A 15,337-nucleotide genomic window follows, 5' to 3' on the forward strand; every position below is an offset into this window, starting at 1 on the left:
AGTCGGTAGCTTGAGCCTTTGAGGGTGATGACTTCGGCGTGGTGGACGATGCGGTCGATCATGGCCGAGGCCACGACCTGGTCTCCGAAGACGTCACCCCAGCGGGCGAAGGGCAGGTTCGAGGTGAGGACCAGCGAAGCGTGCTCGTAGCGCGATGAGACGAGCTGGAAGAACAGGTTCGCGGCGTCCTGCTCGAAGGGATGTAGCCGACCTCGTCGACGATGATCAGCCCGTAACGGCGCAGCCTGATGAGTTCTTGGGGCAGTCTGCCGTTCTGATGGGCGGACTGGAGCCGGGCGACCCAGTCGATGGCGGTCGCGAAAAGGACCCGGTGGCCCAGTTGGGTGGCACGTAGGCCGAGCCCGGTAGCGAGATGTGTCTTGCCCGTCCCGGGCGGGCCGAGCAGGACAATGTTGGATGCTTCACTGAGGAATGCGCCCGTGGCCAGGTGCGCGATGGTGTCGCGCCTGAGGCCGGGCTGGTGGTCGAAGCTGGAGTCCTCGAGCGATTTTCGGGCCGGGAATCCCGCGGCCCTGGCCCGGGCTTCAGCTCCGGAGGCCTCCCTGGCGGCGACTTCCCGGGACAGGACCGCGGCGAGGTATTCCTCATGGGTCCAGCCTCCGTCTCGGGCCTGGTCAGCGAGCCGGGCTGCTGCTTCCCGGATACGGGGCGCCTTCATGGCCCGGGAGTAGTACTCGATCTGTCCGGCGGTTTCCTTGGCCTCGGGCATCAGGCGACCTGCCCGTCATCGAGGACGACACCGAAAGCGCGGTCGTAGTCGGCCAGGTCCCGTACTCCGGCGGACTCGGCAGGCACCGGGTTCTGGAAGGCTTTCCGCAGGGTCCGGGCAGCGTCGACGTGGTCCGGATCGGTGATCGTCAGGCCAGTGCCCCAGGACCGGGCATGGTCTCCGACGCTTCTGCCGTCCAAGCTGATGCGGACAGTGTCCAGGTCTGCGGTGACCTCGACGAACCTGCCGATGGCCTGCGGGTGGACGGAGTAGTCGTTGGATCCCATCCGGACGTAGTAATCCCGTGGGAGCCTGACCCTCGCGGCGAACCCTGTCACCGGCGGAAGCGGAGGCAGTCCCAGCATCGCCGCCTTGTCCTGAGGGAGCAGTTCCGTGGGCCGGGCACCAATCCGGCGGACCATCCGGGTGTTGGCTTTGGGCAGCCAATGCGCGAGTTGGGCGTTGAAGTCCTCCGGCGAAGCGAAGGACCGTCCTGGCAGGAACGAGGTTTCCAGAAACTGGTTCGTCCTTTCCACGACTCCTTTGCTCTCCGGGTCGTAGGGCTTGACCTGCACGATCCTGGTCGCGAGCACGCCGGCGAACGCTGGAACCCCGGCGGCGAAGCTGTTCCGGCGACCGATGCCGGTTTCGTTGTCCCAGATCAGCCGCCGCGGCACCGCGCCCAGGGACCCGATCAGGTCCCACATGCCGGCCAGCAGGTCCCCGGTCATGCGGGACGGGATCATCCGGGCCATGATGAACCGCGAATGCGAGGACACCATGACCAGCACCGGTAGGATCCTTGGCTTTCCGGCCCCGACGGGTATCCGCACCTCCGGGAACCACAGGTCGCACTGGGCCTGGTCGCCGGGTTCGTAACTGATCCGGTCCGCGGGATCCGCTGGTGCATACTCCGGCCGGATCCTGGCCACGTTTTCCCGGAACCAGGCCGGCGACCCGGTCCAGCCCACGCGCTCCGCGAGCACCGTGGCGGGCATTCGCGGGTTCTCCTTCAGCAGCGCCTGTATGGCCGGCTCGACCGCTTTGATCCAAGAGTCCCTTGGCGCCCGCGCGTACGTCGGCGGACTCTGGGCGCTGACCGCTTTCGCGACCGTGTTCCGGGAAATCCCCAGACGTGCCGCTATCGACCTCATCGACTCACCCTCGGCAAGATGCAACCGCCGAATAAGCGCCCAATCCTCCACTGTGATCACCCACCCAATCGTTTGGAACGGGTGGCTCAGTTTTCAACCGTCACAATGGCTCAGTTTTCGACCGTCACCGACAACTGGCGGGACACCTGCCGGGAGCTGAACATCAACGTCAAGAAGACCCGCCCATACCGTCCGCAGACCAACGGCAAGATCGAACGGTTCCACCGCACCTTGGCCGACGGATGGGCATTCAAACGCTTCTACGCCACCGAATCAGCCCGCAGAAACGCCCTCCCGGCATGGCTGCACCACTACAATCACCACAGGCCCCACACCGCAATCGGAGGCCACCCGCCCATCAGCCGCTTAACCAACCTGCCTGGGCAGTACAACTAGAAGGCCAAGGGCCCGGCCAACGAGTGCAAGGTATCGGGAAGGCAACGGCTCCCGTCCGGCGCTCCGGTGACTGGGCGCAGCGCTGTCCGCGGCAGCCCTGAACACTGCGGTGACCAGCTTCATGGACCGGAGGCCGGCTACCGCTTCGCCCAGACCGCGGACAACCTCAGCGTCGTCCAGGAGGCTCGAGGATTATCGGGTTGCACGGCGCCCTCACTTCGCTGCTTCAAACCATGCCCGGCCGTGGCGGTATCGGAACGCGAAACCGTTGTACCCGGCAGGTCGCAGGTCGATGGTGTCTAATAGCCCGGCCGCGGGACGGTCAGACTTGTCCCAGCCAGGCTCAGCAACTTCCGAAATGCCCTCCCGTGCAAGCCCGATTTCCGGGAAGGCCGCATCGACGAGTCCGGCACGCGGCCGCAGGGGTATGCCAGTGAACCCGTGACCGGCGAACCCGTACAGCAGCAGGCGCTTCTCATCCGAGCCTGCGCGTCCCGGCAGGTCGGACTGCTCATCCCACAACCATGATTCCCCCACCAACGCTGCAAAATCCTTGGGAGAGAGGCCATTGACCCTGTCGATCCCGTGGAGGGGACAGTAGTCCGAGGCGTGGATACCCTCCTCTTCAATGACGTGGTCGTCGGCGCCAGGGAAGGAGCGGCGGAACTCCGCCAAACAGATGCACCCACCCGACCTCACCTCCTCCGTTCCTACCAGCCCGGACTCCTCACCCTCGAAAGGCCACGACGGGGCCAAGCCGGCTCCCGCCGGGACCTCCCAGACGAGGCGGGTCCCAACCTGGCCCATCGTGAAGAGCCGCCAAATCTGCCCGCCAATCACGGCGAGGGCCAGGATGCTGAATCCGGCGGCCACGGCCGCAAAGCCGCTGGACTGTGATGCCTCGCCCAGTTCCCCATACGTTCGGCCCAGTTCACCAGGGAGGACCGCGAAGGTTGCGGCCCAGCCCACGCAGGCTGCCGCCAACGATGCCGCAGGCCCAACGAGGCCGTGCCGGAGCACCCGCTTCCTGGCCTGAACCGCCACGGGCCCCACTTCCGTGGTGCTCCCCGTTGCTGCCGCCCGCGCCATCGCACAAACGGCGCCCAGCTGCCGCCATGACCGTCCAGCAACCAGCGCCGCAACGACCGTCCCCGCCGCAGACTAGAGCCACCACACCGGGGCCGAGGCATAGCCGTCCAGCGTGTGGGGCACGGCGGCGAAGGCGAGGACTAACGGGGCTGCTACGACGGCTTTTCGACCCAGCATCCATCCGAAGACAGAAAACGCCACGGCCAGGAGGACGCCGGCAATTCCCATCATGTCGATGAAACGGAAGGCTCCGAACCATCCAGGATCATCGAGGGACTCCCAGCCCCGGTCCGTGACAAAAGCCGACCCGGTCCCAAGTAGTCCCGTGAGCCAGCCAAGGATCCTCTGCCTGCGGGATGAAAACGGCTTCGGCAAGACGGCCCAGGCGTCGGCGCCCGGGCGCACGACAGCGCAGGTAACGGTCACGTATCTTCCTTCGATCGAGTGGTGGAGGGAGCCTGGCGCTGGATCGAGCCGACTAGCGGTAGGCGTCACCGCGGTGTGCGATGGAGACGATCTCGACCAGGACCACGTCCTCCTCGATCCGGTAAATGACGCGGTAGTCGCCCCGCCTAGCCGAATACAGCGGGAACAACGGTTCCTTCAGCTGCTTGCCTACGCGGTGGGGGTTTTCGCTAAGGGCCCCGGTGATGAACTCAAACGCCGCCGCTGCCACCTTCTCGGGCAGGTCATGCGTTAGGGCCCGTTTCGCCGACTTGGAGAACCTGACCTCGTAGCGCGGGCTCATGCCCCATGCTTCGTTGAGCGCATTTGCGCCCGGACCTGTTCGATGGTGAAAGACTCACCATTGGACAGCTCTTTGATCCCTTGACCGATCTCCTGGACAAGCTTCGCGTCGGACAGAACTGCGACCGTTTCAATCAGGGCATCGTAATCATCGGCACCCAGGAGCACGGCGGCGCGTGAACCGTTACGAGTGATCTCGAATCGTTCATGCGTGGTTGATGCCTGCTCCACAATGCGCGAAAAGCTCGAGCGGGCCTCTGCTACCGGAAGGGTGGTCATGTACACAATTCTAGCGCACAGCGAGACGATGTTGCTGATCCTCATCCTGACATACGGGCGGCGAATTCCAACCCGAACCTGGGCGGCTTCGATGCGTGCAACACCTAGGATTCAGGAATGAGAGAGGAGCCGGCGGTGTGGCAGCGCTATGACCGCGACAAACTTCCCCAGGGGTGGGCATATCCGGTTGGCCGTGACCAAGTCGCTGAGGCTCTGGTCTTCGCCAGGGCCACCGTCGGCAGTCTGTCCTTCAGCGCGGGCACACTGCGCCCCGACGACCTCTACGTCCTTCGCGTCTACTGGCCATCAGACGCCAAAGCAAGATACTTCCACTCAACAGATTTTGAGCCATACCCGCTGATGTTGTCCGTCCAAGCCGTCCCGTCGTCGCTGCGGCTTCCCATAAGTAAGGCGCTGCGCGACACCTGGCTGGAACAGGCCATGGAGTGGGCCCGCCATGCCCCTCGGCGGGGCAACGCCTGGACAGCATCAGACCATCATTGGAACCTCATATACCGTCCGGACACGGGATTCATAGTCGACGCTGGCTAAGCCGCCTATAGCCCCATCACTTCAGGGCGCCAGATAATCCAGGCCACGATGATTGCCACGACAACGACCACCATCAGCAGTGCGGTAGCGAGGATGGCCTTGGGCTTCATAGGTGCAAGCGTAGCCCCGGTATTTGCTTCTGACGGTCACTTCTGGGATGAGGAAGAAGCTCGGCGGGCGGACTGGGATCGTCGGGGCAGGAGGCTCTAATCCGAGTGGAGGATCCTGAACGAAGCACGGACGGGCGGTCGGCTAGCGCGGCGTCGGTTCTTGCCCCACCACCCATGCAACAGTCCTCGGAGCAGCCGTGTCGGGATTCCTTGAGTCAATAGGCTGTGTCTATGGCAACCATGTGGTGGAAATCCTTGTCTGATTTTGAACGGGACCTAAAATCCGCGGATGATGCCCGCGTTGAAGTGATGCGTCAGTGGGCAAGCGACCACGAGGATTCCGCTGACGCCCCCGGTACCGGGCGTGCACCGAAGGCCAGACGCCATTTCAGGCTGATGCGGGTCGCTGCCGAACAGGAACTGGCCAGGCGACGGCCGTTGTGAGTTGATGGCGCCTGGGAGGTAACTGGCAGGATGGATCCGTGGCGACTACGAGACGGGATGCGGCTCCGAACCCGGCGTGGGTGTTGATGTACCGGGGCGGGCTGACCCGTGGCCAGATCGCGAAGCTCGTCGGCGCGGCAACGTCGACCGTCGGCTACCGCCTCACCATCGCCCGATCCACCGATCCGGGCCTGCATGCCGCGCATGAGGCGGCCGCGGCGCTGAAGACCAGGCATGCAGCGACGCCCCAGGGTCTGGACCACACCCGCGAACTTCTGGCGTTCGTGAAGGAGACAGGCCGCTACCCGTCCCGGACGGGCGAAACGCTCATTGAGCGGACCTTGCGGCGTGGCTGCAGCGGCGCCGGGAGGACTCCCGGGACGGGACGCTCGCCCGGGCTTACGGTGACGCTTTGGCGGAGCTGTCCAGCTGGCAGACGCCATCGCGGGCAGAGGCTGGCGAGGCCAGATGGGCGGAACGGCTCGCTGCGCTGGTCGAGTACCGGTCTGCCGGCAATGACTGGCCCCGGCACAAAGCGTTCGTGGAAGGACTGGAGCATGACCTCGGTGTCTGGCTGCACTACCAACGGGCCAAGCTGCACCGCGGCGAATTGGACGAAGCCAAGGTGCGGGCACTGGACAAGGCCCTGCCTGGTTGGCGGGAAGGCCGGAAGCTAGGAAGGAAACCTGTCAACGTGCCATAGGTGACCTGCTCCAAGCGGTGGCGGGTTCCCTATGCCGTGTCTAGCGCATTTCGAAGGCGCGGCGCAACTCGCACCCGCGGCCCTCCTGTTCACAGCCCAGCCTTATCCACCCCATATTTGGCCTCAGCCGCCGTGAATCCTTCAAACGTCAACTGCTGGATCAAGCCATCACGGGAGAAGGCCTGAGTTTCCAGGTACGACTTCGCAGATTTCGCCGCCTGCTCATTCCAGTTGACCTTGACGTGCTCCACCGCCCATGTGGCATCCGCCTTGGAGTATTTTTCGAACTCCAGCTGCTTTATCAGGCCGGTACGCGAGAATGGCGCCGTGGCGAGGTAGCTCTCGGCAGCGCGCTGGGCGTTTTTCTGTCCGGGGGTCCGCGTATCGGCCGGCGCTTTTTTGGCCGGCGGTGCGGCGGATGGAGCCGCAGAGGGGGCAACGGACGGCGTCGCCGTATCCTCCGTAACGCCGCCGCATCCAGCAGTCACCCCGAGGATGAATGCGCCGCCCACTACCGCGGTTAGGAGTGTTTTTTTCATTTCCAGCTGCCTTTCATTTCCTGCAGAGAGGCTGGCGATTGCCGCCCGCCGCTGGTTGTCATTCACCTGTATGTAGGTTTGTATTGAGGCCGGCTAGCGTGCTCCACGCGTTCCTGGACCATACGAAGGGTCTGCGCCGATCGTTACGAACGTCGTCCGTTCCCTGAGCAGGAGCGCTCTAAATGAGAGCAGCATCCGCACCTTGGGAAAACCTTGAAGACCCCTCACATAGGGGGTCTAAGTGTGCTCCTGCTCTCAGGTCTGCCCCCGGATTTCATAGTGTGCCTGGCGCACACTGGTCTTGTCGCTGAAGCACAGGTATCCGCGAACCGCAGCTTCAGATCGCCGCGTCCGGAACGCATTCCCCCCTTGCACCCGGAGCCGGCGGACAACCACGTAAGGCCGAGAAAAGCACTGATCCGTCCCACCTCTGGCTCGTCGTAGCCGCAAGCAGCACGCCGTCAGGTCAGGCCCGGTCACGTTACCGGACAAACGCCCGAGGTCGGACCGCTGCGGAGGCTGACTTTCACATGCCGCAGGACGTAGGCCTGCCGGGGGGCGCACCGCTGGACAACTCCCCGGCGCGGCGGACCGCCGCCTTGATGTAATCCAATACTGCCTGGTCTTCGCTGTTGGGCTCCGTGGGAAGGATGGCAAGCGTCTGCAGCATGTGGCCCAGATCAACCGACGTGATCGTGTAGGTGTCCGTGCTGACGGTCAGGGTGCCTCTGTACTGAGGGTCCTCGAGATTCGTCAGTGCCGCGGTCAGCGATCCGCTGTCCTCCACGATGGGCCGGCTGGCGTCCGGCTGCCAGTCATCATCTACCCGGCCCAGGAAGGTCGAGTACCGCGGCAACACCAGCGACCACGGAGGAAAACGCGGCGGCAGGCCACCCCTGTCCGGGGCTTCCTCGAAATACCCTGAGTCCTGCTCAAACCGCATTCCCACGGCGCCATAAGGAACCGGCCGCCGCCGTCGAGCGTTACCTCCCAGAAACCGCCCGGGAAGTACCGGAAAGAGCCCGTCTCGCCCTCCGGCCCGGAAGCACTCCTGGACCTGGTCGCAAAATCCCCGGCGACAAAGCCAGGATCGGAATGGGACAAGAGTCCGATCAGTTGCTGGTGATTCAGTGTCGTCGGGTGCATGCTAGCTGTCCAGCGGAGCGGGCAGGGTGAGTCCCTTGAAAGGCTCCATGCGCTTCTTGAACTCTTCCCGGTCAGCCTCGTGAAGGAGCCCGTTCGCGCCGTAGCTCAGCATGAGCGTGTTGGGTTGACCGAACGAACCGTCAGTTGGCCAAAGCCGTTCATCAAACCGGCCTTCCTTGTCCTTCGACGGGTCTTGGAAGGTGAAGGACAGCCACTGCCCGGCCGGACCCAGCGCCCTTCCGGAGACGATCACTTGGGTCTCCGGAGTGGGCCCTCCCAGTTCACGGATTCGGTCCTCATCAGACCAGAGGTCGTATGTATCCAGCCTGGGCGCCTCGTACCCGTATCTAGCGGTTACCTTCCCGATGATTTGGATCGCCCGCTGCTTGTCCCCCCAGGCCCGGGGCACGCCGGTGCTTTGGGAGGTCGGCGCGTTCACGATCGCCAGCAGCGATTCCCCGCCAAACCAATTCGTGGTTCTTTCCTGAAACACGTCAGCGTCACTCTGCCCTTGCTGCCCGGCTGCCCACTCGAGCTGAAGCTCCTTGCTGAGTGCTGACCGGAGCTCTCCCACCATTCCCTGCCCGGCAGCGTACCCCTCCTCCGGGGTGGGGCCGTCGAGGGTCTTCTGCGGATCGACGCCGGCAATGCCCGGGTAGTCGCGCCAGTACACCGTCCGCTGCGTGCCGTCGGGGTTCGTTGCCATCGTGGTGCGCCCGACGGCCTGGCTGATCATGCCAAGGGCGATCTCACCGGCTGGAATCGCGACCAAGAGCCCCATGAGCAGGAATGCCCCCATGAGCCACCGGTGCCGCTTGTGCCTTGCATTGTCGTCCGTCATTAGTCCAGCCCCCTTAATACCGTTCTTGCCACGACCCTAACGGCATTCCACGGATGGTTTGGCAGGATGGATGCCGTGGCGACTACGAGACAGGATGCGGCTCCGAATCCGGAGTGGGTGCTGATGTACCGGGGCGGCCTCAGCCGGCGCAAGATCGCGGCGCTGGCCGGCGTCCCTGCGTCGACGGTCGGCTACCACTTGCGCATCGCGTGCGCGGCCGATCCTTTGCTCCGGGCAGCGCACGAGGAGGCCACCGGCAATGGAGCCTCGCGGGTGACGGCCCAGGGCCGGGAGCGCATGTACCAGCTGGTGACCATGGTCCAGGAGACGGGACGCTACCCGTGCCGGAACGCGGAGAGCACCTCGGAGCGGACCCTGTCTCTTATACACATCTAGATGTGTATAAGAGACAGCGGGCCGGGACACTTGCCCCTGCGTTCCGTGAGGGCCTGGCGGTTCTGCCCGGCTGGGAGGGCACGCCGCGCGCCGAGGCCGACGAGGCCCGGTGGCAGGCGCGGCTCACCGCCCTGATCGCCTACCGGGCGGCCGGTAACAACTGGCCGCGGCACAAGGCCACCATCACCGGAGAAGAGCACGAGCTGGGTGTCTCTTATACACATCTCACTCCCAGCGCTTCAAGGCCCGCAGCGGCGAGCTCGATGCGGGTAAGCTCGAAGCCCTGGACTCCGCCATGCCCGGGTGGCGCGTGGGACGGAAACGGGGCAGAGTGACGACGACCCGTTCCTGACAGATGATGCCCCGACTGGGCAATCATCTGTCCGGACCCAAGAGAATCTGCCGTTCTTGAATTGAGGTGCGGCGGTTGGCTTCAGCAGTTTGGTGAGTCGTATTCGTAGGCGCCGGCGTCTGCTGTGGCCGTTCCGTTGCAGTTGCCGTCCTGGGGCACGGGTCGGCCATCCAGGTCAAGGGCGGAGCTGGTGGAGGAGGTGAGGTCGACGGCTGCGCTGGCGGCTGTCAGGCGGAAGTCGGTTCCGGTGGTCACGAAACCCGCTGAGGGTAACCGCCGCGAAGTCGGGCTCGGAGTGACGTTGATCGGACCAGTGAACACGTTTTCTTTCTCGGTCCAGCCTGAGCCGTTGATCCAGAGTGAGTTCTTGACACCCACCAGGATGTTCCCCCTGATGACGGTCGAGGCGGGGCACTGGGCATGGCAAACGACTGCCTGTGACTGTGGACCGGTCAGGTAGACGGTGTTGAATTCAAAGACGGTGCTGTTGGTCGGTCCGAAGCTGGTGCTGGGACCGCGGGCGACGAGGCCTTTGGCTTGCGAACAGTTGGTTCCGCATGTTGAACGGACGAGGTTGTACCGGTAGGTGTTCCCATCGGCTGTGCCCGATGAGCGTCCGATTTCGGAGAAGCTGTTGTCGTCGAGGGCGATGTTGTGATGGATGTTGTTCCGGTTGCCGTTGAAAATCTCGATGGCGCCGCCGTCGAGGACGAAGTCGAATGACGCGGCGGCCGAGCCGGTGACGGTGTTGGCGGTGACCTCGTTGTCGTTGCCGTTGATGAGGATGCCAAAAGCGCCTGAATCATCGCTGCAATTGACGGCCTGGGCGGTCCCGCAGTTGGTCCCCTGCGTGTTCACGTTCATGATGTTGTTGTCCGTGAGCGTATTGCCGGCGTATCTGCCGAAATCGGAGCCGGTGCCGATTTTGATGCCTGCGGCGTTCTTGGACGCGCTCGAGTTCTGCACGGTGTCCCGGTCGCCGGTGATACTGAAGCCCGCGTAGCCGCAGGAGACAGCACGGAGACCGTCGACGACCGTGAAATTTCCGTTGATCCGAACGCAGTTTCCGGACTTGCCGCCGGTGATAGCGGGGGCGGCGCCGGTTCCGTAGCCGTTCACGGTGATCGGCGCGGTGGCGGTCCCGCTCTGGCCCGTAATCAGTCCCCCGGTGAAGGTGTCGCCCCTGCGGAGGCTGACGGTGTCGCCGGGCTGGAGAACCGCCGTATTGAGCTTGCCGAGGGTTTTCCAGGGCGTTGCGCTGGACGTTCCTGAGTTGCTGTCGCTACCCGCGGCGCTGAGGAAGTAGGTGATGCTCGCTGCTGACGCTGGTGCGGCCGTGCCGTCGAAAAACAGGCTGGCCAACATGAAGGCCATGAGCACGGCAGCATAGCGGGACCTGATAATTCTGCGCATGAATTTCTCCGTCTCTTTGGGACGCCGCATGCGCCCGGCTAGGGGAAGCGTATTTCCACGGCCCTAGAAGAAGCCTGCAGAAAGCCAAAACCCGGTTGATGCGGGGTCCGCTGGCGCAGCCACATGGAATCTGATGATGCGCCGGTTGTCGGTTGTCAGCTGCCGATAAACGGAGTCCGGGACATCATCAGCTCCATCGTCGCCACCCGCCAGGGCAGACCGGGCGGCACCGGGGCAGACAGCCCGCCGGAATGATGGATGAGCTCGGGAAGACCTTAAAGGCACACTGCTGTTCCCCCTCATATGAAGGGACAAGTTGAGGTGCTGCTGTCCTCCACCGGCAAACACATTTCATAGCATCAGGGGCGCACGCCGGTCATCTCGCTGAAGCCGCAGAGGTTGCCGCGAACCTCCCGCTTCAGATCGCCGGGCAAGGAACGCATCTGCCTTGTACTCGGGCCCGGCATCGACGCCACTATCGCACCGGACACTCGTGGATTCGGCTGGATGAACTTGATGTCGTCGAGAACCGCAAGGTCGCCCCGGCCTGGTTCGGTGCGTGCGGCGGTGAGCGTCTGGACCATGTGGCCCACGGGTTACTCTCCGATCTCCGGCATCAAATCTGGATTGGGGAGGCGCAAATGACACAGGGCGTATGGATCGAGCCCATGAGCCACTTGAACGCTTATGGTTTCATCCATCCTGACGGCAGCATGAAGAAAGCATCGGTCGACGACAACAATGGAACGACGAGGACGCGTGACCGCACGTTTTCCTCGAAGGAAGACTTTTTCTCCTGGATTGAGCGCCAGTAAGCCTCGTCAGTCCCTGAAAAAAAGGCACCCAGCGGTCAACTTCGGCCGCCGCGTTGCTCATTTGGAGAGTGGTGCAACGCCGGGCCCGACAGGCCGCTGCCGGCTCCCAGTACCAGCTCCGGTGGCTGCGAGTTCGGCGTCGGCGCGGACCAGATGCTCTCTGAGGGCATCCAACCGACTCCGAGCACGATTAGTCCGTCCGGCCATGGTTTCAAGGCGCAGAGGTTTCGAGACACCGAAACGGATTGGGAAGGGGCTTCATGCGGCGCCTCCGGATGGAGCTGCCCGACTTCAACAGCTGTCAGCAAGTGGGCGTTCAACCTTTGGCGCCGACGATTGGAAGCCTCGGACGGAAGGGTGCCCCCCAACCTGGTGCGGGATTGGGGGGCGCCCTGCGTTTGTCGGGGTTACGGCGCTACCAATTGGCAGACGTCGGTCACCAGGCCCTTGCCTGAAAACAGTGTATTTTCCGATCCGTCGGGATTGAGTTTCCAGCTGACGGTGCCGACCGTTAGGAACAGCCCGGCCTGATGCCCGTTGGCCTGAGGAACCAGGATGACATTCCGTCCGGTCGCAGTGACGTTCTGGCTGCCGTCGGGCAGGATCTGAACGTGGGTCGCCCCGGTGATGACATAGCTGACCGACTTCCCGGTGGGACCTGTGATAGTGACCCTCAGGTTGGGACCGGTGAACGTAAGCCGGTCACCTGGTAGGACGATGGTTCCTCCCTTGCCCGTGGCGTGAAGTGTGGCATCGAAGGTTGGACAGGGTTGGGTGAATGTTACATCGACCGGAACGGGAGTGGCGGCGGCGACAGCCGGACCGGCGCCTGTGGCGAGTCCTGCTGCGATGGCCAAGGGAGCGAGCCAGCGTTTCATGAAGATCCTCCTTTGTAGCTTTCTGATTGTCCCCCCAGAGCTACGGGACAAGTCCCTGACTTCGGCGCCTTCGCATGAGGGCAAAAGGATGCGCGCGGTGCACTTGACGGATTTGATCGTCCGCCACTAATGGAGTCGTCGGGATGAGAATTGGCGTCATGCGGAAGGGGTTAACATTTAGTTTCGGAACCTTGCAGAAACCATGGAGTTTGCTGAAAGTCCCCCCTCGTTATGGGGGTCGGATGGCATTTCTGATACCGGCACATGCTGGCTTAGGAATGCCGCGTAAATTACCATGGCGACAGTATGAGCCGACGGGCCGACTTTCCCGCGTCATCGCATGTTGAAGGGGTGACGCCTCGTCCATTCGTCTTTCACAATCATGAATTCTCAAGCCGTAGTGACGGGTGTTAGGCGCCGTGATCATGGCCCGACTGTAGTAACCACCACCCATGTTCCAGCGGTGCCGGCAAGGGACCGCGCCATGACCTCCGTCGCCCGAGGACCTCGCCGTGCTGAAACAGCGCGGCCCGGACCAACGACTGGACCGGGCCCTGCTCGATGCCATTGACCGCGCTGCCGACGGACCCGGCGAGGGCCGCGGCTACTACATCGTCCGCGGCAGCCTGGAACCGCTGGAGGAACGGCAGTACTACCTTCGCGACGACGTCGTTGCCGCAATGTTTGTCCAGCCGGCGCTGGAGGACGCCGCCGGGACAGACCAGTAGCCGCCAAGACAGGGGTTCCCTTGACGTCCGACGGGCGTAGGCGCCCCGAAGCGGCCCTCGGCGCTCACGGCGTCGAGCAGTTCCTCGGGAATGAAACGCGGCTGCAGCCGCGTGGTCTCCGCTGACCTTCAGCGGACAGCGCTGATGGACGCCGCCACACCCTGGCCTCAGACTGAACGACATGGACGACGCGGAAAAGCAGACACCATCGCCAAGGTCACGGACCTGATCGTCGCGCGCCCTCCCGACGCGCCCCGCGCCGTGATAGCCGGGTCGTCCCGGAGGAATACGACTCACTGGATACGACCAAGATCCAGACGTTCATCCCCACGCTGGTGGAGCACGCCGCCAAGGACAGACTCCACCACGAGTACGGCACCGGACCCGCGGACTTAGAGGCCCCGGAATCCTCGACCTGAGCCCATCAGGAATCACGCCGTGAACGACCCCTCTACTCTGGGCTTCGCCCTGACCTACGCAGGGACCCTCGGAGTCGCGGCCCTGATGTTTCTCGCCCAGGTCATCGCATTCACGGGCCTGCTGGTCCTGGCCGGAACCACGAGCCTGCTGGCTTGGATCGGCCACGTCATCATGCACCGCCTCAGCCGGTAGGAGCCGCCAACCAGGCCGGGTGAAAGTCAGTGCTTTAGCCGGGGCGCGGCCCCGGCCGGGCGCATTCAGACCCTGCTTCGACGCCCGCTAACCGCACCGAAGATCGCCAGCACGATGATGGCGCCCAGGATCGACAGCAGCCAAGTCCGCAGATCGAAGAAGTCGCCGAGGCCGCCGCCAAAGATCAGAGAACCGATCCATCCGCCAAGGATCGCGCCGACGACGCCCAGGACCAGGGTGAGCAGCCAGCCACCACCCTGCCTTCCGGGAAGGATGGCCTTTGCAATGGCTCCCGCGATGAGACCGAGCAGGAGAAAAGCGAGAAATCCCATGACGCACTTCCTTTTCAACAGAGAATCTGGCACCGGTTTGGCGCTTCGCTAACGAGTCAATCAGCATGCTTAGTATTGGGCAAGGGCCGGACGAGGAGGAAAACATCCCGGCGACATGGCGGGGCCTTGGCGCACCACGGCTAGGAACCCGGCCAGAGGGTTCATGGAATGGTTTAACACGGCGTCCGCACAGGGAGCACCGCACACTCACGCATAGACTCCAGGCGGATAATCCGCGGGGCGAAGTTTTGTTTCCGAGGAATTCTCGACGGAAGGCAGGCCGCGTGCCGCGAGGGCTTGCTGGTGGCGGTAGAGCGAGTCCCCTGCACGGACCTGCATTCCGCTCAATAGTCCTCTGCACCAAGCGTCACTTTTCAGGAGTCGCCTGCACCAAACAGCAGCGACTACTGCGTCGAAGCGCCCGTCCGGCCTGCTGCCGGGACCCACCGGTAGAGCGTCGGGACGGAGACGCCGAGGCCGGTGGCCACTTCCCGGGGCGGTGTTCCCTGGTTGAGTAGTTTTCGGGCTGAGCGGATCTTGGCTTCCGTCATGATGCGTTTGCGGCCGCCGACCCGTCCCTGTTCGCGCGCGGCCAGCAGCCCGGCTTGGGTGCGTTCGACCATGAGCTCCCGTTCCATCTGGGCCAGGGATGCCATCACGTTGAAGAAAAAGCGCCCGGAAGCCGTGGTGGTATCGATCGCGTCGGTGAGGCTGACGAAGCCTACGCCGCGGTTGTTCAGGCCGCCGGCGAAGTCCAGGAGGTCTTTCACGCTCCGGCCCAGGCGGTCTAGCTTCCACACCACCAGGGTGTCACCGTCGCGCAGGGTGTCCAGCGCCTGATCGAGCCCGGGGCGGTGAGACTTGGTGCCACTGATCGTGTCTTCGTAGATTTTGTCGCATCCGGCCTTCTTCAGGGCGTCGATCTGCAAGCCCAGGTTCTGGTCCGGGGTGGAGACTCGGGCGTAGCCGATTCGGTGTGCGGTCATGGGGTGTTCTCTTCTCAAAACTCAGTCCGGTGCGTTGGTTCGACTGTACAGTTTTGAGAACTATTTGTGAGAACGACCAGCCCTGAGCTCGGTTT

20 protein-coding genes and 3 pseudogenes are annotated in these 15,337 nt (G+C 63.7%); 9 read left to right on the plus strand and 14 right to left on the minus strand.

The features are described 5' to 3' along the window. Positions 1-50: 50 nt before the first annotated feature. Positions 51-730: pseudogene (gene istB / locus B1A87_RS23710) on the minus strand (IS21-like element helper ATPase IstB); the annotation flags it as partial. Next, positions 730-1,944: an IS21 family transposase gene (istA, locus tag B1A87_RS07235; protein ID WP_139362909.1), complete on the minus strand. Its 1,215-nt coding sequence runs from the start codon at positions 1,942-1,944 to the stop codon at positions 730-732. The gene istA and the pseudogene istB, both read right to left, overlap by 1 nt. 75 nt (positions 1,945-2,019) lie before the next feature. Between istA and B1A87_RS07240 the strand changes: the two are divergent. Continuing rightward, positions 2,020-2,280: pseudogene (locus B1A87_RS07240) on the plus strand (integrase core domain-containing protein); the annotation flags it as partial. Positions 2,281-2,493: 213 nt separating this feature from the next. On the opposite strand, the gene B1A87_RS07245 reads toward B1A87_RS07240, so the two are convergent. The 4 genes from B1A87_RS07245 to B1A87_RS07260 form a co-directional block, all read right to left on the minus strand. Further along, the gene (locus B1A87_RS07245; protein WP_078029509.1) at positions 2,494-3,324 is read right to left on the minus strand and encodes a hypothetical protein; all 831 of its coding nucleotides are present in this window, start codon (positions 3,322-3,324) and stop codon (positions 2,494-2,496) included. Positions 3,325-3,441: 117 nt separating this feature from the next. Continuing rightward, positions 3,442-3,795 (minus strand): hypothetical protein, encoded by a 354-nt coding sequence (locus tag B1A87_RS07250; protein ID WP_078029508.1) that lies wholly within the window; start codon positions 3,793-3,795, stop codon positions 3,442-3,444. 52 nt (positions 3,796-3,847) lie between these two features. Further along, positions 3,848-4,117, minus strand: a complete 270-nt coding sequence (locus B1A87_RS07255) for a type II toxin-antitoxin system RelE/ParE family toxin (RefSeq protein ID WP_078029507.1) — start codon at positions 4,115-4,117, stop codon at positions 3,848-3,850. Further along, a complete protein-coding gene (locus tag B1A87_RS07260) occupies positions 4,114-4,395 on the minus strand; it encodes a type II toxin-antitoxin system Phd/YefM family antitoxin (protein ID WP_221937552.1) in 282 nt (93 codons plus the stop codon). Before B1A87_RS07260 ends, B1A87_RS07255 begins: the two co-directional genes overlap by 4 nt. 117 nt (positions 4,396-4,512) lie before the next feature. Between B1A87_RS07260 and B1A87_RS07265 the strand changes: the two genes are divergently transcribed. Both B1A87_RS07265 and B1A87_RS07275 read left to right on the plus strand, forming a co-directional pair. Further along, positions 4,513-4,947, plus strand: coding sequence for a hypothetical protein (locus B1A87_RS07265; protein ID WP_078029506.1), 435 nt, complete (start codon positions 4,513-4,515; stop codon positions 4,945-4,947). 966 nt (positions 4,948-5,913) lie between these two features. Next, on the plus strand, positions 5,914-6,204 hold the full coding sequence (locus B1A87_RS07275) for a helicase associated domain-containing protein (RefSeq protein ID WP_185982269.1): 291 nt from the start codon (positions 5,914-5,916) through the stop codon (positions 6,202-6,204). Positions 6,205-6,293: 89 nt separating this feature from the next. Here B1A87_RS07275 and B1A87_RS07280 read toward each other — a convergent pair whose 3' ends face one another. The 3 genes from B1A87_RS07280 to B1A87_RS07290 all read right to left on the minus strand — a co-directional run bounded on the left by B1A87_RS07280 (position 6,294) and on the right by B1A87_RS07290 (position 8,730). Next, positions 6,294-6,809, minus strand: a complete 516-nt coding sequence (locus tag B1A87_RS07280; RefSeq protein ID WP_260680736.1) for an Ltp family lipoprotein — start codon at positions 6,807-6,809, stop codon at positions 6,294-6,296. A gap of 460 nt (positions 6,810-7,269) precedes the next feature. Continuing rightward, positions 7,270-7,686: a hypothetical protein gene (locus B1A87_RS07285; RefSeq protein WP_078029503.1), complete on the minus strand. Its 417-nt coding sequence runs from the start codon at positions 7,684-7,686 to the stop codon at positions 7,270-7,272. 204 nt (positions 7,687-7,890) lie between these two features. Then, entirely contained in the window at positions 7,891-8,730 is an 840-nt protein-coding gene (locus tag B1A87_RS07290; protein ID WP_078029502.1) for a hypothetical protein, read from the minus strand. A 75-nt stretch (positions 8,731-8,805) separates the two neighbouring features. Between B1A87_RS07290 and B1A87_RS07295 the strand changes: the two genes are divergently transcribed. Further along, positions 8,806-9,126 carry a hypothetical protein gene (locus B1A87_RS07295; protein ID WP_144275744.1) on the plus strand — a complete coding sequence of 107 codons (321 nt, stop codon included), beginning with the start codon at positions 8,806-8,808 and terminating at the stop codon, positions 9,124-9,126. Further along, positions 9,072-9,461 (plus strand): hypothetical protein, encoded by a 390-nt coding sequence (locus B1A87_RS07300; RefSeq protein ID WP_144275745.1) that lies wholly within the window; start codon positions 9,072-9,074, stop codon positions 9,459-9,461. Before B1A87_RS07295 ends, B1A87_RS07300 begins: the two co-directional genes overlap by 55 nt. 98 nt (positions 9,462-9,559) lie before the next feature. On the opposite strand, the gene B1A87_RS07305 is transcribed toward B1A87_RS07300, so the two are convergent. Both B1A87_RS07305 and B1A87_RS07310 read right to left on the minus strand, forming a co-directional pair. Beyond that, positions 9,560-10,891 carry a hypothetical protein gene (locus B1A87_RS07305; RefSeq protein WP_078029596.1) on the minus strand — a complete coding sequence of 444 codons (1,332 nt, stop codon included), beginning with the start codon at positions 10,889-10,891 and terminating at the stop codon, positions 9,560-9,562. A 359-nt stretch (positions 10,892-11,250) separates the two neighbouring features. Then, the gene (locus tag B1A87_RS07310; protein WP_139362907.1) at positions 11,251-11,475 is read right to left on the minus strand and encodes a hypothetical protein; all 225 of its coding nucleotides are present in this window, start codon (positions 11,473-11,475) and stop codon (positions 11,251-11,253) included. Positions 11,476-11,559: 84 nt separating this feature from the next. Between B1A87_RS07310 and B1A87_RS22900 the strand changes: the two genes are divergently transcribed. After that, the gene (locus tag B1A87_RS22900) at positions 11,560-11,706 is read left to right on the plus strand and encodes a hypothetical protein (protein WP_185982270.1); all 147 of its coding nucleotides are present in this window, start codon (positions 11,560-11,562) and stop codon (positions 11,704-11,706) included. Positions 11,707-12,113: 407 nt separating this feature from the next. Here B1A87_RS22900 and B1A87_RS07315 read toward each other — a convergent pair whose 3' ends face one another. Then, positions 12,114-12,584 carry a hypothetical protein gene (locus B1A87_RS07315; protein WP_078029498.1) on the minus strand — a complete coding sequence of 157 codons (471 nt, stop codon included), beginning with the start codon at positions 12,582-12,584 and terminating at the stop codon, positions 12,114-12,116. A gap of 512 nt (positions 12,585-13,096) precedes the next feature. Here B1A87_RS07315 and B1A87_RS07320 point away from each other — a divergent pair. From B1A87_RS07320 to B1A87_RS22905, 3 genes and pseudogenes are all read left to right on the plus strand, one after another. Continuing rightward, the gene (locus B1A87_RS07320; protein ID WP_078029497.1) at positions 13,097-13,312 is read left to right on the plus strand and encodes a hypothetical protein; all 216 of its coding nucleotides are present in this window, start codon (positions 13,097-13,099) and stop codon (positions 13,310-13,312) included. 278 nt (positions 13,313-13,590) lie between these two features. Continuing rightward, a pseudogene (locus B1A87_RS24915) lies at positions 13,591-13,731 on the plus strand (three-helix bundle dimerization domain-containing protein); the annotation flags it as partial. A gap of 19 nt (positions 13,732-13,750) precedes the next feature. Next, positions 13,751-13,924: a hypothetical protein gene (locus B1A87_RS22905; protein ID WP_185982271.1), complete on the plus strand. Its 174-nt coding sequence runs from the start codon at positions 13,751-13,753 to the stop codon at positions 13,922-13,924. Positions 13,925-13,989: 65 nt separating this feature from the next. Here B1A87_RS22905 and B1A87_RS07325 read toward each other — a convergent pair whose 3' ends face one another. Further along, on the minus strand, positions 13,990-14,256 hold the full coding sequence (locus B1A87_RS07325; RefSeq protein WP_078029496.1) for a GlsB/YeaQ/YmgE family stress response membrane protein: 267 nt from the start codon (positions 14,254-14,256) through the stop codon (positions 13,990-13,992). A 404-nt stretch (positions 14,257-14,660) separates the two neighbouring features. Further along, positions 14,661-15,242 (minus strand): recombinase family protein, encoded by a 582-nt coding sequence (locus tag B1A87_RS07330; RefSeq protein ID WP_078029495.1) that lies wholly within the window; start codon positions 15,240-15,242, stop codon positions 14,661-14,663. Positions 15,243-15,337 lie beyond the last annotated feature (95 nt).

The sequence above is a fragment of the Arthrobacter sp. KBS0703 genome (assembly GCF_002008315.2).
Lineage (GTDB): Bacteria > Actinomycetota > Actinomycetes > Actinomycetales > Micrococcaceae > Arthrobacter.

Excerpts from the sequence above, each read along its gene's own strand:
- B1A87_RS07255 (WP_078029507.1), bottom strand. The coding sequence starts at position 4,117 with ATGAGCCCGCGCTACGAGGTCAGGTTCTCCAAGTCGGCGAAACGGGCC.
- B1A87_RS07260 (WP_221937552.1), bottom strand. The coding sequence starts at position 4,395 with ATGACCACCCTTCCGGTAGCAGAGGCCCGCTCGAGCTTTTCGCGCATT.
- B1A87_RS07265 (WP_078029506.1), top strand. The coding sequence starts at position 4,513 with ATGAGAGAGGAGCCGGCGGTGTGGCAGCGCTATGACCGCGACAAACTT.
- B1A87_RS07285 (WP_078029503.1), bottom strand. The coding sequence starts at position 7,686 with ATGCGGTTTGAGCAGGACTCAGGGTATTTCGAGGAAGCCCCGGACAGG.
- B1A87_RS07290 (WP_078029502.1), bottom strand. The coding sequence starts at position 8,730 with ATGACGGACGACAATGCAAGGCACAAGCGGCACCGGTGGCTCATGGGG.
- B1A87_RS07305 (WP_078029596.1), bottom strand. The coding sequence starts at position 10,891 with ATGCGCAGAATTATCAGGTCCCGCTATGCTGCCGTGCTCATGGCCTTC.
- B1A87_RS07310 (WP_139362907.1), bottom strand. The coding sequence starts at position 11,475 with ATGGTCCAGACGCTCACCGCCGCACGCACCGAACCAGGCCGGGGCGAC.
- B1A87_RS22900 (WP_185982270.1), top strand. The coding sequence starts at position 11,560 with ATGAGCCACTTGAACGCTTATGGTTTCATCCATCCTGACGGCAGCATG.
- B1A87_RS07315 (WP_078029498.1), bottom strand. The coding sequence starts at position 12,584 with ATGAAACGCTGGCTCGCTCCCTTGGCCATCGCAGCAGGACTCGCCACA.
- B1A87_RS07325 (WP_078029496.1), bottom strand. The coding sequence starts at position 14,256 with ATGGGATTTCTCGCTTTTCTCCTGCTCGGTCTCATCGCGGGAGCCATT.
- B1A87_RS07330 (WP_078029495.1), bottom strand. The coding sequence starts at position 15,242 with ATGACCGCACACCGAATCGGCTACGCCCGAGTCTCCACCCCGGACCAG.